General features: G+C 69.3%; 9 protein-coding genes. 6 read left to right on the top strand and 3 right to left on the bottom strand.

The genetic code is table 11. From position 1 onward, the window contains the following. The first annotated feature begins 54 nt into the window (after positions 1 to 54). Positions 55 to 912 carry an AAA family ATPase gene (locus tag FF090_RS14005; protein ID WP_138857305.1) on the top strand — a complete coding sequence of 286 codons (858 nt, stop codon included), beginning with the start codon at positions 55 to 57 and terminating at the stop codon, positions 910 to 912. Then, positions 909 to 1490 (top strand): GNAT family N-acetyltransferase, encoded by a 582-nt coding sequence (locus FF090_RS14010; protein WP_138857306.1) that lies wholly within the window; start codon positions 909 to 911, stop codon positions 1488 to 1490. The genes FF090_RS14005 and FF090_RS14010 overlap by 4 nt, the downstream gene beginning before the upstream one ends. Here the strand turns inward: FF090_RS14010 and FF090_RS14015 are convergent, their stop codons facing one another. Together FF090_RS14015 and FF090_RS14020 are read right to left on the bottom strand one after the other, a co-directional pair. Continuing rightward, complete coding sequence (locus FF090_RS14015) at positions 1491 to 2807, bottom strand: EAL domain-containing protein (RefSeq protein WP_138857307.1); 1317 nt, start codon at positions 2805 to 2807, stop codon at positions 1491 to 1493. Further along, complete coding sequence (locus tag FF090_RS14020; protein WP_138857308.1) at positions 2788 to 4029, bottom strand: GGDEF domain-containing protein; 1242 nt, start codon at positions 4027 to 4029, stop codon at positions 2788 to 2790. The genes FF090_RS14015 and FF090_RS14020 overlap by 20 nt, the downstream gene beginning before the upstream one ends. Between FF090_RS14020 and FF090_RS14025 the strand changes: the two genes are divergently transcribed. From FF090_RS14025 to FF090_RS14040, 4 genes are all read left to right on the top strand, one after another. After that, entirely contained in the window at positions 4028 to 5197 is a 1170-nt protein-coding gene (locus FF090_RS14025; protein WP_138857309.1) for a vWA domain-containing protein, read from the top strand. The two genes, FF090_RS14020 and FF090_RS14025, sit on opposite strands and share 2 nt — an antisense overlap. Beyond that, a complete protein-coding gene (locus FF090_RS14030) occupies positions 5194 to 6948 on the top strand; it encodes an autotransporter assembly complex protein TamA (protein ID WP_138857310.1) in 1755 nt (584 codons plus the stop codon). Before FF090_RS14025 ends, FF090_RS14030 begins: the two co-directional genes overlap by 4 nt. Next, positions 6945 to 10862: a translocation/assembly module TamB domain-containing protein gene (locus FF090_RS14035; RefSeq protein WP_138857311.1), complete on the top strand. Its 3918-nt coding sequence runs from the start codon at positions 6945 to 6947 to the stop codon at positions 10860 to 10862. Before FF090_RS14030 ends, FF090_RS14035 begins: the two co-directional genes overlap by 4 nt. A 69-nt stretch (positions 10863 to 10931) precedes the next feature. Continuing rightward, complete coding sequence (locus FF090_RS14040; protein ID WP_138857312.1) at positions 10932 to 12536, top strand: GGDEF domain-containing protein; 1605 nt, start codon at positions 10932 to 10934, stop codon at positions 12534 to 12536. On the opposite strand, the gene FF090_RS14045 is transcribed toward FF090_RS14040, so the two are convergent. Next, positions 12531 to 13559 carry a helix-turn-helix transcriptional regulator gene (locus tag FF090_RS14045; protein ID WP_138857313.1) on the bottom strand — a complete coding sequence of 343 codons (1029 nt, stop codon included), beginning with the start codon at positions 13557 to 13559 and terminating at the stop codon, positions 12531 to 12533. The two genes, FF090_RS14040 and FF090_RS14045, sit on opposite strands and share 6 nt — an antisense overlap. Between the last annotated feature and the right edge of the window lie 23 nt (positions 13560 to 13582).

The following is a 13582-nucleotide window of genomic DNA, read 5'->3' on the forward strand; positions in this document are numbered from 1 at the left end:
GCGGGCTGCCTTGACCCAGATCAAGGGTTTACACGGCTTCCTATACTGCCGCGCATGAAATTCCAAGGCTCTGCTCACTACGTCGCCACCGACGACCTCAAGCTTGCGGTCAACGCCGCGATCACCCTGCAACGCCCGCTCCTGCTCAAGGGCGAGCCGGGCACCGGCAAGACCCTGCTGGCCGAGGAGGTCGCTGCATCCTTGGGCTTGCCGCTGTTGCAATGGCATGTGAAGAGCACCACCAAGGCGCAGCAGGGCCTGTACGAGTACGACGCCGTGAGCCGGCTGCGCGACAGCCAACTCAGTGATGCGGAAAGCGCCGCCAAGGTGCGCGACATCCGCAACTACATCCTCAAGGGCGTGCTCTGGCAGGCCTTTGAATCGGAGACCCCGGTGGCGCTGCTGATCGACGAGATCGACAAGGCCGACATCGAGTTTCCCAACGACCTTCTGCGCGAACTCGACCGCATGGAGTTCCACTGCTACGAGACGCGCGAAACCATCAAGGCGCGGCATCGCCCGCTGGTCTTCATCACCAGCAACAACGAGAAAGAGCTGCCCGACGCCTTCCTGCGCCGCTGCTTTTTCCACTACATCCAGTTCCCGGATGCCGAGACGATGCAGCGCATCATCGATGTGCACTTCCCCGATCTGAAGAGCGAACTGCTGGGCGCCGCGCTCAAGAGCTTCTACCAAGTGCGCAACCTGCCAGGCCTGAAGAAGAAGCCCAGCACCAGCGAGTTGCTGGATTGGCTGCGCCTGCTGCTGGCCGAAGACATCGACGCCAGCTTGCTGGGTGCCAGCGAGACCGGCCCAACCCGGGTGCCGCCGCTGGCCGGTGCCCTGCTGAAGAACGAGCAGGATCTGACCCTGTTCGAAAAACTCCTGCAAATGCAAAGGCATCACCGTTGATCACCGTCCGTCCCGTTGAACTGGCGCTTGGCCCCGTGCGCCTTGTCCCGCTGACCATCGCCCACGAAGACGGACTGCGCGCAGCGGCTGCCGATGGCGAGTTGTGGAAGCTCCGGATCACCTCGGTGCCAGAGCCCGAAAACACCCGGGCCTACATCGACAAAGCCTTGAGCACCCCGGACCGGCTGCCCTTTGCCGTGCTGGAGGCCGCGAGCGGCCGCGTGCTGGGCACCACGAGCTACCACGACATCGTGCCCGAGCTCGATCGCGTTGAGATCGGGTGGACCTGGTATGCCCAAAGCTGCTGGCGCACGGCCATCAACACGGCCTGCAAGCTGGCCCTGCTGCGCCACGCTTTTGACGACCTGGGCGCCGCCCTGGTGGGTTGGCGCACCGACATCCTCAACACCCGCAGCCAGGCCGCCATCGAACGCCTGGGGGCGCGCAAGGAGGGCGTGATCCGCCACGATCTGCGCCGCCGCGACGGCACGGTGCGAGATACGGTGCGCTACAGCCTGCTGGCGAGCGAATGGCCCGCCACGCGGGCCCACCTGGAGGCCGCCCTGGCCCGTCGCTGATCAATCGGCGTCGCGGTCGGACCAGTCCACGTCGCCGCACAGCACCTGCAGCTGCCCCTGCAGCCAGTAGGCCACCGAGACGGTGATGCACAAGCGCGCGCCGAACAGGCTCAGGTAGGGCCGGGTGACCTGGATCTCGCCCACCTGGTCCACCGCGCGGCGGAAATAGGGCCGCCGCGCCCAGCGCGCGTCGCCGGCGCGCTCCAGCGGTGCAAAGCGCTCGATGGGTTGGGGCCGGCCGGCCTCGGAGTAGGCAATGTCCCCCACCGCCCGCCCCTCACCGTCCAGGCGATAGACCATCAGCGCGCCGGTCTGGCGCAGGAAGGCCTCGCAGGCGAGTTCCAGGCCCTGGCCCTGTTGCAAAGGCTGCAAGGCCAGCGAAAGCGCAGTGCGAAACGGAGCCACGCGCTCCTGGTAGCTCAGACGCAAGGTGCGCACGCGCTGATCGAACAGGCGCCATACGCCCGCGATTTCGGGGCTGGTCTGGCGCACCGGCACCAACTCGGGCTGCGGGCGCCCAAAGGCATAGCCCTGCACCAAATCGATGTCCGCATCCAGCGCCAATTGCGCCTCCTCGTCCGACTCCACCCCCTCCAGCAAAGCCAGCGAGCCGCATTCGTGCAGCAAGCTCACCACCTGGGTCATCATGCGGGCGATACGCGGTGACTGCATGGCGCGCCGCAACAGGCTGCGATCAAGCTTGACGATTTCCGGGCGCAGGCGCCAGACGCGGTCGAAGTTCGAATGCCCGGCGCCAAAGTCATCCAGGGCCAGCAGACAGCCGACCTCGCGCGCCCAGCCCACCGCCGCCTCGAAGCTCTGGTCCTGGGCCATCACGTCCTCGGTCACCTCCAGCACCAGGCGGTGCATGGGCATGCCCAGGGACTGCAGCAAATCCACCGCCCGGCGCAGCAGCTTCGCCTGCTGGGTGGAGTGGATGAAGACCGCGGGGTGAATGTTGAGAAACAACCAGCAGTCTTCGCTGGCCTGGGCGCAGAAGTTGTGCACATGCACCAGGCGGCACAGTCGGTCCAGCCAGACCTGCTGTTCAAAGTCCTGCACGCCCTCGAACAGGCTGATGGGCGAGACCGGCCGCCCCTGCGCGTCATGCACGCGCACCAGGGCCTCGAAGCCCACAGGCCGGGCATGCGGAAAGCTGTAGATGGGCTGAAAGGCACTGCTCAGGCGCAACTCGCCTTGGCGCGCCCACCAGCGCCCATCCTCTTCCTGGATGGAGGCATAGAGCGCCTTGAGCGTCTGCTCAACTTCATCAACAGGCGCAAGCTGCGGCCCGGCATCAAGCTTCGAATTCGACACGGTTTCGCCCCCGGTTCTTGGCGCGATACAGCGCGCGATCGGCTCGCACCAACAAGGCCGCAGACGACTCGCCTGCCTGCCCCAGTGCCACCCCCACACTCACACTCAATGCCAGCTTGCGCCCTCCCAGGCGCAGGGGTTCGTCCTGCACTTCCTGGCGCAGGCGTTCGGCCACCTGCAAGGCGGTGTCATGGTCGCAGTCGGGCAGCAGCAGGACAAACTCCTCCCCGCCAAAACGCGCCACAAGGTCCACGCTGCGCGCATGGCGCTGCAGCAAGGCTCCCAGATGCACCAGAGCGCGATCCCCGATGGCGTGGCCCTGGCTGTCGTTGACGCGTTTGAAATGATCGGCATCCACCAGCAGCAGCGCAAACGGACTACCCAGATCGCGCTGACGTGCCAACAGCCCGTCGAGCAACTCGTCGGCCGCCCGTCGGTTGGGCAGGCCGGTCAAGGCATCGCGGCGCGACAACTCATGCAGACGTCGAACCAGGCGCAGGGTCACGGCCATGCCGAGCACCAGATGGACCAGCAAGCCCAGCAGCAGCAGCACGGTCAACAGGATCAGATTGGCCTCGGTGGGGTCGCTGATGGGCCGCGCTGACTGCTGCGGCAGCGTGAGCGCGAGCAGGGCGCGGCTCAGGAAAAGCAGGGCCAGCCCCAGCAAGGTGGCGGCCAGCACCTGGGCCGCACCCCGGCCGATTTCGAGCGGCCCATGGGCCTGGACCGCCTGGGCACTTCGCAGAAGGCAGTACGCATTGAGCAAGGAGCTGTAGGCCACGCCCCACAACCAAGGCGCCCCCTGGCTCACGCCGACCAGACCACAGCACACGGCCACCACGATCACCATCAGGTGTTCGCCGTCCGCGCGCTCGGCTCGCAGCAGGATGTTCAGGCCCAGGCGCAGCAGGATGAAGCTGCCCGGCGCAATCATGTTGGACAGGCCGTGCGAGAGCCAGCTGCCCACCCCGCGCCCCAACAGACTGAGCGCCATCACCGCCACCGCAAACCCAGCGGCACCAACCCAATGCCAGGCCGGCACCGTGGGCACGGCCTTCATGCGCGCACCCAGGCCCCACATGGCGGCCGCCAGGGCCTGCAAGAGCAGGATCACCCCCATCAGCAATTCCGCGGCATTCAGGCTGGCCATGACCCCAGCGTAGCGGCGCAACTCGACGGCGCCGAGCACGGGTTTGCCCGCACCCCGCCACAATGGCGCCATGCTGCTGCCCTTCTTCCAGACCCTGCGCGCCGCTCAGCTGCCGGTCTCGCCCAAGGAATTCCTGACCCTGCTGGATGCCCTGCGCCAGGGCGTGATCGAGCCTTCACTCGATCAGTTCTACAGCCTGGCGCGTACGGTGCTGGTGAAGGACGAGGCCCTGTACGACCGCTTTGACCGCGCCTTTGCCGCCTACTTCAAGGGCGCGGAGCTCAAGCTGGATCTGGCCCGCTCACTGCCCGAGGACTGGCTCAAGGCCCAGCTGCAGCTCGAACTCAGCCCCGAACAGCGCGCCGCTCTTGAGGCCCTGGGCTGGGACGAGCTGATGGACACGCTGAAGAAACGCCTGGAGGAACAGAAGGAACGCCATCAAGGCGGCAATCGCTGGATCGGCACCGGCGGCACCAGCCCCTTCGGCAATGGCGGCGTCAACCCGGCCGGCGTGCGCATTGGCGGTGGCGGCGGGCAAAAGAGCGCAGTAAAAGTCTGGGAGCAACGGGGCTACCGCGACTACGACGACTCAGTGGAATTGGGCACGCGCAACATCAAGGTGGCGCTGCGCCGCCTGCGCCGCTTTGCGCGCGAAGGCGCGGCGGACGAATTGGCCCTGGACGACACCATCCGCGCCACGGCGGCGAATGCCGGCTTGCTGGACATCAAGATGCGCCCCGAGCGCCACAACAGGGTCAAGCTGCTGCTCTTGATGGACGTGGGCGGCACCATGGACGAGCACATCCACCGCGTCGAGGAGCTCTTTTCCGCCACCAAGAGCGAGTTCAAGCACCTGGAGTTCTTCTACTTCCACAACTGCGTCTACGACTATGTGTGGAAGAACAACCGGCGCCGCTTTGCCGAGAAGACCCCGACCTGGGATCTGATCCACAAGTTCAACCGCGACTACAAGCTGATCTTCGTGGGCGACGCCACCATGAGTCCCTACGAGATCCTGCAACCCGGCGGCAGCGTGGAATACATGAACGAGGAGCCCGGCTCGCTGTGGCTGGATCGCCTGACCCAGGCCTTCCCGCGCCACGCCTGGATCAACCCTGAGCCGCAGGGCGTGTGGGAATACCGCCAGAGCATTCACCTGATCCAGGGCCTGATGCACCAGAAGATGTACCCGCTGACCCTGAGCGGGCTGTCCGACGCGATGCGCCAACTCAGCAAATGAGGCGCTGGGCGGTCGCCTGGCTCTTGGGTGCTGCCTGCGGACTGCAGGCCGCGGCGGCGCAGGGCCTGCACATCGAGGCCGACGACGAGGACGTGCGCAGCCTGCTGAGTAGCCACCTGGACCTGGCCCGGGCGCTGGCCCGGCCGCCGGCCGAAGGGCCCCTGGACGAATTGGAGCGCCAGCGCCTGTGCGCGCAGGCCCCCCAACAGGCGCGAGAGCTGATGCGCATCGAAGGCTATTACGCCCCGCTGCGCATCGAGCTGGACTGCCCGACCGCGCGCCTGCTCGTGCAAGTCGGCACGATTGCCCGGCTGCGCAGCGTGGAGTTGCTGGCGCCCGGCGTGCCCGATGAACAGCTGGCACGATGGCGCGAGTGGCTGGCGGAGACCACCCTTCGGCCTGGCCGCGCCTTCGTGCGCGAGCGCTGGAGCGATGGCAAGCAAGCCTTCCTGGCCCGGCTGCGCGCCCACGGCCATCCGCTGGCGCGCTGGGGCGACACCGAGGCCCGCGTGGACGCTGCCACCCAGGCGGTGGACGCCACCCTGCCCCTGCTGCCCGGGCCGGCGGTGCGCATCGGAGAGGTGCGCATCGAAGGCCTGCGCCATCACGACGAAGACCGGGTGCGCGCGCTACTCGGGCTGGCCGTCGATCAGCCCGTCAGCGAAGCCCTGTTCATCGAGGCCCAGCAGCGCCTGCTGCGCAGCCAGCTTTTCGACAGCGCCCTGGTCGAGTTGGATCCGGAATCGCTGGAGGGCGAGCGCATGGCAGTGCGCGTGCGCCTGCGCGAAAGCCCTCTGCAGCAACTCGGCCTGGGCCTGGGCTGGAGCAATCTGAGCCGGGGCCGCCTGACGCTGGAGCATCTGCACCGCCGCCCGGCCAACTGGCCGCTGCGCGCCCGCACCCGCCTGGCCTGGGCCCAGGAAGCGCAGACTGTTGAGGCCGAGCTCTCCACCCACCCGGGCGCGCAGCAGCAGCGCTGGCTGGTGGCGGCGCGCTGGGAACGCGAGCAGGGCGATGAAGCCCCGTACAGCCAGGGCTCGCTGCGCCTGGGCCAGGTGCGCGAGAGCCCGGCCCACGACCGCGCCATCGCGCTGGAATGGCTCACGTCCAAGCAAGACCGCGACACCCGCTCGCAGGCCCTGCTGCTGCACCTCAATCCCAGCTGGCGCCGGGTGGACAGCGTGCTGCTGCCCACCGAAGGCCAATCCTTGAGCCTGCAAAGCGCCATCGGCCGCGCCGAGGCGCGCAGCCCGCTGACGCGCCAGCAGGGACAGTTGCTGCGCCTGCAGGCGCGCTGGCAGTCTTGGTGGCCGCTGCCCAAGGGGCGGGGCCTGAGCGCCCGGCTGGAGGTCGGCCGCGTGTGGGCACCGGCTGAACTGGAGGTCCCTGAATCGCTGCGCTTTCGAGTCGGCGGCGACGAGTCGGTGCGCGGCTACGAGCACCGTGCGCTGGGCCCCGAGGGCCAGGGCCTGAACGGCCGCGAAGTCGGTGGCCGTCTGATGTGGAGCGCCAGCCTGGAGTTGCAGCAGCCCCTGCCGCGCTGGCGCGGCATCGACGGCCTGGGCCTGGCCGCCTTTGTGGATGCCGGCCAGGCCGCCCAGCGCGCCGCCGATCTGCGCCCAGCCTGGGGCCGGGGACTGGGTCTGCGCTGGCGCAGCCCGATCGGCCTCTTGCGGGCCGATCGGGCCAAGGGCGAAAAGGCCTGGGGCGGCGGCTGGCGCCTGCACATCTCGGTCGGGATGGCGCTATGAGCACCCCCAGGTCCGGGCCGTTGGCCCAGCCCGCCCCCCGCGGGGGTGTGAGTAGCCCGGCAAAGCCGGTTCTACTCAGGAAACGCCTGATCTGGGGCCTGGCCCTGCTGACCGCGTGGCTACTGCTTGGCGTACTGCTTGGCGTCCTGGCCGGCACTGCACCGGTGCTGCGCGCCCTGGCCGGCCCGGGCTTCGAGAGCCTGCGCGGCTCGCTCTGGACCGGGCTGGAGGCTGAAGTCCTGGAGGGCCAGGGCGAGGGTGAGGGTGGCCTGCGCTGGCGCATCGAAAAACTGCAGCTGGCGGCCCCACGTTGGCGGGCCGGACAGTGGCGTCTTAGCGCCCACCTCAGCCGCTTGCAGCTCGACACCGGTTCCAGCAGCGGGCCGCCCCCCGATGCCAGCCAAGTGCTGGCCCTGCTGCGGCCGCGCCTGCCGGCCACGCTGAACTTGGAGGCCCTGCAAATCGATGCGCTGCAGATCGATGGCATCCAGGCACAGGCCCTGCAACTCCAGGCCCGCTGGGGCCAGCTGGAGGCCGGGCAATGGCTGGCCATCGATGCCCTGCGCCTGCGCTGGCAGCAGCGCCAGCTTCAGGCCCAGGGCAGCTTGAGCCACCAGGGTGATCTGCGGGCCGCAGCGACGCTGCTGCCACCCGGCGCAACGCCGGACTGGCGGTTGCAACTACAGGCCCAAGGCCCGCTGGCGGCCCCCGTCTTGAAGGCCCAATTGCACCGGGGCGATGGACCGCTGGGGCTGGACGCCGCCCTGCAGCTGCGACCCTTCAGCCCGCACTGGCTGCACGCGCTGGACGTGCAGGCTCAGGACCTGAATCCGCAAAGCCTGCTTCCGGCCGCCCCGGCCGGCGCTTGGAACGGCCGGCTGCAGGGAGAACTGAAGAGCGACGGCCGCCTGGCCTTGCAGCTGCGGGCCCGCAACAGCGCCGCTCAACGCCTGGACGCCAACGGCCTGCCCGTGCATCGCCTGCATCTGGACGCCCAACTGCCCTTGCAGCAATGGCAGGCGCTGCAGATCCAGGCCCTGGAAATTGAACTCGGCAGCACCAGCACCAGCGCCGGCCGACTGAGTCTGGTCCAACCCCAGGCCCTGCCCCAAGCCGGACAGCCCCTGCGCGCCGACCTGCGCCTCAGCGGCCTGCAACTGCAGCGCCTGGATGCGCGCTGGCCCGCCTGGCAGCTGGAAGGCGAACTGGCGCTGCAGCAGGCCGCGTGGAGTGAGGATCAGCCGCTGCACTGGCAGACCCGCCTGCAGGCCCAGGGACAAGGGCAGCGCCTGAGCGCGCAGGGCCGAGGCCAGCTGAAGGGACGGCAGATTGCGGTCAGCGATCTGCAACTCAGCCAGGCCGAGGGCGGGCGCGCCCAGGCACAGGGGGATTGGGATCTGAGCCGCGCCCGCGGCCAATGGCAGCTGCAACTCGAAAGCCTGCGACTGCCCCTGCCGCCCTGGCCCAAGCCCAGCCTGCTCAGCGGCCGGCTGGACGGACAGGTGGGGCGTGGCCCTTCGGGGCAATGGCTGGGTGCCCTCCAGCTCGCTTTGAGCGCCGGCAGCCAGCTGGGTGGCAGCCCGCTGCAAGGGCAGGCCGAGCTGAAGCTGGAGCCGCAGCAAAGCCCCTGGCAGCTCGCGCTGCAGCTACAAGGAGGCCAGGGCCTGCACGCCCAAGGCGATGGCCCCGCCCTGCCCCTAGGCCTGCAGACGCCGATGGACTGGCTGCCGCGCCAGGCCGACTGGCAGCTGAACGATCTGGCCGCGCTGAAACCCCTGTGGCAGCCTTGGCTCAGCCGCCTGGAAGGACAGACGCAGGGCCGCTGGCAGCAGGACGAGCAAGGTCGACCCGCCGTGCAGCTGCGGGCTGAAGGACTGCGGTGGCAGCAGGGCGACCATCAACAGGACAAGGGCGGCCGCCTGCGTCAGTTACAGCTCCAATGGCAACCCGAAGGCCAGCTTGAGGCCGAGCTGGCGCAGTTGGAGTGGCAGGGGCAGCGCCTGAGCAGCCTGCAGCTTCAGGGCTCGCGCAGCCAGCCCTGGCAGCTCAAGGCCCAGGGCCCGTGGCAGGGCCAGGACTGGACGCTGGAGGCCCAAAGCGCGGCCTTGCAGCGCAGCGACGACGCGCCGCAGCATTGGCTCTGGCCCGAGCTGAGGCTGCAGCTGAAGTCAAGTCTTGCCCAGCCCTCCGCCACCCTGGCGCTGGTCAGCCCGGCCCTCAGCTGGCAGCAGGGTCGTCTGCAACTGCAAGCCGGCCAGCTCGAGCTGGCCGGCGAGCGCCTGGATTTGCAGCAGGCCGAGGTGACGACCGCGGGAGACTGGACGCTGCGCCTGGGCGGCGCGGCGCGGCTGGCGCCGTGGCTGAACCTGCTGGGACAGACCCAGTCTGGGCCCACGAACTGGAGCGGCGCGGCCCGGCTGCGCCTGGCCCTCGATCTGCACGGCGACGCCCAGCACCCGCCGCAGGGCCGTCTGAGTCTGAGCGCGCTGCAGGGCGAGCTCAGCCTGGACGGACAGGCCCTGGGGCTGCAGGCCCTGAGCCTGAAGCTGGAGCAAGAGGCCGCCGGCCGCTCGGCGCTCGGGTTCGAGTTGCGCAGCACGCTGTTGGGTCAAGTGCTGGCAAATGCCGAGGTCGGGCCCAGCGGCAGCGTCAACGGCCAGCTGAAGGCCGATCTGCCCCGCCTGAGTGCCCTGCGCCCCTGGCTGCCACCCGACTGGCGGCTGGACGGTGCGGCCCAACTGCAGGCTCATCTGAGCGGCAGCCGACAGCAGCCGCAACTGCATGGTCAGCTGGGCGTGCAGCTATCCAGCCTGAGCCACGCCAGCAGCGGCGCCGGCGGTCAGCAGGGTCTGCTGCGGGCCGAGTTCGACGGCCAGGGTTTGCAACTGCAGGAATTGCGTCTTCAGGGTCTGGGCGAACAAGGTGGCCAGATCAGCGGCAGCGGCAGCCTGCGCTGGGGCGACGAGCAACCCAGCGCGCAGCTCACGCTGCAGGCCGAAGGCTTCCGCGTGCTCAACGGCTTCGAGCGCCGCCTGGTGCTGAGTGGGCAGACCGAGTTGCAGCTTGGGCCCGAGCGCCTGCGCCTGCGCGGTGCGCTGCGCGCCGATGAAGGGCAGTTCACCATCCCGCGCACCAGCCAGCCGGAACTCGATGCGGACGTGAAGGTGCTCAATGCCCAGGCCGAGGCGCCGCCCCCGCGCAAATCCAACTGGCAGCGCGATGTCGAGTTGCGTCTGAACCTGGGCGAGCGCCTGCGGGTGCAGGGCCGGGGCTTTGCCTCGCGATTGACGGGCGAGCTGCTGCTGCGCGAGCGCGCAGGCCAGGCTGCGCAGTGGACGGGCCAGATCGACACCCAGGGCGGGCGCTACCAGGCCTATGGCCAGACCCTGGAGATCGAGACCGGCAGCCTGCGCTTCAAGGGGCCGCTGAACGACCCGCGCGTGGACCTGCTGGCCATCAAGCCCGGCATCGAACACCGCGTGGGCGTCAGCGTCACCGGCACGGCCCTGCAGCCGCGCGTGCGCCTGGTGGCCGAACCCGAGCTGCCCGACAACGACAAGCTGGCCTGGCTGCTGCTGGGGCGCGAGCCCGGCACCGAGGGCGGACGCGACGCCGCCCTGCTGCAACAGGCCGCGCTGGCCTTGCTGGCGGGCGAAGAAGGCAGCGGCACGGGCCAGGTGCTGCAGCGCCTGGGCCTGTCGGAGTTCTCGGTGGGTCAGGACGAGGACGCCGCCACCGTGCTGCGCGTCGGTGCCCAACTCTCCAAGCACTGGAGCCTGGGCTACGAGCGCTCGCTCAGCGCCGCCGCCGGCCAATGGCAGCTGACCTACCGGCTGGGCCAGCGCTTCCGCCTGCGCGCGCAGAGCGGCCTGGAATCGGCCGTGGATCTGCTGTGGTTGTGGAAATTTGACTGAAGGAAAGCCCCAGCCCACGGCGGGGTGGAGCGACACAAAATCTCACGCACCGCCTCGTCCCGCGTTTTCATGACCGATCGCCCGCCCGCCGCCCCCTGGTCCACCCTGCTGAGCGATGCCGCCGAGCAGGTCGAGGCCGGCAACGCCGCGCGTGCCCAGGAGCTGCTGCGACCGGTGTTCGAGCAAGGCAGCGCGGCCGAGCGGGCCGAAGCCCGGCTGCTGCTGGCCAATTTGCAGCTGCGTCTGCAGGGCAGCTTTGAGGCCGCGCTGGACAACGCGCAGCGCGCCGCCCTGGACTATGCGCAGCTGGGCGACACGCGCGGCGAGTGCCGCGCCCTGCACGCCCAGGCCATCGCGGCCACGCGCCTGGGCTTTTACGAGATGGCCCTAGACGGCGCGCTGATGGCCGTGCGCCTGGCCGATGGCCTGCCCCCCTGCCCCGAGGCCGTGCTGGCCTATCACGCGCTGGGCATCGCGATGTATCTGGGACGCTGCTTTCCCGAGGCCACGGCGGCCTATCAACAGGGTTTGCAACTGGCGGCGCAATGCCAGCCACCCCTGCCGCCTTATGAGCTGCAGGTCGATCTGGCCAATACCGAGTCGGTGCGCTATGTGGTGGAGCGCGCCCAGGGCGGGCGCCGCGCCGGGCTTGATCCCCTGAGCCGGCAGATGCAGATCTGCGATGCGCTCTACAGCCAGACTGGGCTGATTCCCGGCCTGACGCCAGGCAGCGCCGCCAACACCCGCTTCATCCACCTCATCAGCAGCGCCCTGCTGGCCTATTGGAAGGCAGAGCCCCAGCAGGCCGCCGCAGCGGTTCAAGCCCTGGAACAGGCCCTGGCCCATGGCGATCGGCCCTGGTTGCGCACGGCACTGGCCTGGCTGCGTGCCGAGGGCGCACTGGCCGCCGGTCAGCTGGCACGCGCCGAGCTGGAAGCCCGCGAGGCCCAGCGCCATGCGCGCCACCATCGGCATGAGGCCCTGTTCGACATCTCGTCTCAGGTGCTGACCCATGTGCTGGAGCGCCTGGGCCGCCCCGGCGACGCCCTGGCCGTGCTGCGTCAACTGGCCGAACGCCAGCACCGCCACCGCGCCGGCAGCCTGCACAGCCGCATCGACATCATCGACCGCCGCATGGCCCTGCGGCGCCGCGCCCCCGACCCCCAGCAGCAGCTCAAGGACACCCAGTTCTACCAGCGCCTGGCCATGGAAGACCCGCTCACCGGACTGGCCAACCGGCGGCGCTTCGAGCAGCAACTGGCCGAGTGGCTGGACAGCCCCTTGCCCGAGCACCTGCCCAATCAGCTGCACCTTGCGATGGTCGATGTGGACCGCTTCAAGGCCATCAACGACCAGCACTCCCACGCCATCGGCGACGCCGTGCTGCGCCGGCTTGCCGGCCTGTTGGAAGAAGGCATCCGCGAGGGCGATCTGGCGGCACGCTGGGCCGGTGACGAGTTCGTGCTGCTGCTGCGAGGCCTGGATGACGAGCGCGCGGAACAGGTCTGCGCGCGCATTCAAGCCCGCGTGGCGCAGACGGCCTGGGACGACCTGGCCGCCGGCTTGCGCCTGAGCATCAGCCTGGGCGTCAGCGCCGCGCGGCCGGAGGACAGCGTGGTGACCCTGCTGGCGCGCGCCGACGCCAAGATGTACCGCGACAAGCGCGGTTCATGAGCGCCCACCGCCCTGGCGGTAGACGCGCGGGCTGCAGCCCTGCCACTGAGAAAAAGCCTGGCTGAAGGCGCTCGCGTGGCGAAAGCCCAGCAGGCTGGCCACTTCGGCCAGCGGCAGGCGGCCATGGCGCAGGTAGTCGCAGGCCTGTTGATGCCGCACGCCGTCCAGCAGGGCCTGAAAGCCCTGCCCCTCGGCCTGCAGTGCGCGCTGCAGGCTGCGCGAGCTTAAATCCAGCTGCGCCGCCACCGAGACAAGGCTGGGGCCCTGGGCCAGATCGCGCTGCAGCAGCGCCCGTACCCGGGGCGTCCAGGCCGGCAGGCGCAGGCGCTGCGCCAAGGCCTTTTCGGCCCACTGCAAGAGCGCTGGCTGCAGGGTCGGGTCGGCCTGCGGCAGGCGCCAATCCAGCAAGCCGACATCAAAGACCAGGGCATCCTGCTGCGCCGCCTGCAGGGGTGCGCGAAAGAAGGCCTGATGCGCCGCCGGATGGGCCGGCAGATGCCGCAGTTGCAGCGCACGCAAGGGCATGCGCCGGCCGCTGAGCCAGTCGCAAACCTGCTGCAAGCCGGCAAAGATCCAGTCGATGAGCAGGGCATGGCGGGCAGCATCCAACTCCCTTGCAGGCGTCCAGATCAGCCGCCCCTCATCGCCCCGGGCTTCAAAGCGCGAGCGCCCCAAGTCATGCACCAGGGCCTCGAAACGCAGCACCTGCTGCAGGGCCTCGCCCAGCGTGCTGCAACTGAGCAGCAGCAGGCCCAAGAGCCCGAAGCTGTGCACCCGCTGGCGCTGCCCTAGACGCAAGCCAAGGGCAGGTGCCAAGTCCGCACTCACTTCAGCACGAGTGGCGGCTTGCAGCAAGTTTAAAAAATCATCCAGCGCCCAGTCTTCGGCCGGCTGCTGCGCCAGTCCGGCGGCCTGCAGCAGTTCGGCCGCCGGCACGCCCTCCTCGGCTATGCACTGCAGCAGCACCTGGGCATAGCTGGCGGCCACTCGGGCCGGAGCCAGGGGGTTGGCAAGGCTCTCCATGGATTCCCGGGGTTTCGCGCGAC

This window comes from Inhella inkyongensis, from assembly GCF_005952805.1.
In the GTDB taxonomy this organism is placed as follows: domain Bacteria; phylum Pseudomonadota; class Gammaproteobacteria; order Burkholderiales; family Burkholderiaceae_C; genus Inhella; species Inhella inkyongensis.

Excerpts from the sequence above, each read along its gene's own strand:
- FF090_RS14030 (WP_138857310.1), top strand. The coding sequence starts at position 5,194 with ATGAGGCGCTGGGCGGTCGCCTGGCTCTTGGGTGCTGCCTGCGGACTG.
- FF090_RS14005 (WP_138857305.1), top strand. The coding sequence starts at position 55 with ATGAAATTCCAAGGCTCTGCTCACTACGTCGCCACCGACGACCTCAAG.
- FF090_RS14035 (WP_138857311.1), top strand. The coding sequence starts at position 6,945 with ATGAGCACCCCCAGGTCCGGGCCGTTGGCCCAGCCCGCCCCCCGCGGG.
- FF090_RS14020 (WP_138857308.1), bottom strand. The coding sequence starts at position 4,029 with ATGGCGCCATTGTGGCGGGGTGCGGGCAAACCCGTGCTCGGCGCCGTC.
- FF090_RS14040 (WP_138857312.1), top strand. The coding sequence starts at position 10,932 with ATGACCGATCGCCCGCCCGCCGCCCCCTGGTCCACCCTGCTGAGCGAT.
- FF090_RS14025 (WP_138857309.1), top strand. The coding sequence starts at position 4,028 with ATGCTGCTGCCCTTCTTCCAGACCCTGCGCGCCGCTCAGCTGCCGGTC.
- FF090_RS14045 (WP_138857313.1), bottom strand. The coding sequence starts at position 13,559 with ATGGAGAGCCTTGCCAACCCCCTGGCTCCGGCCCGAGTGGCCGCCAGC.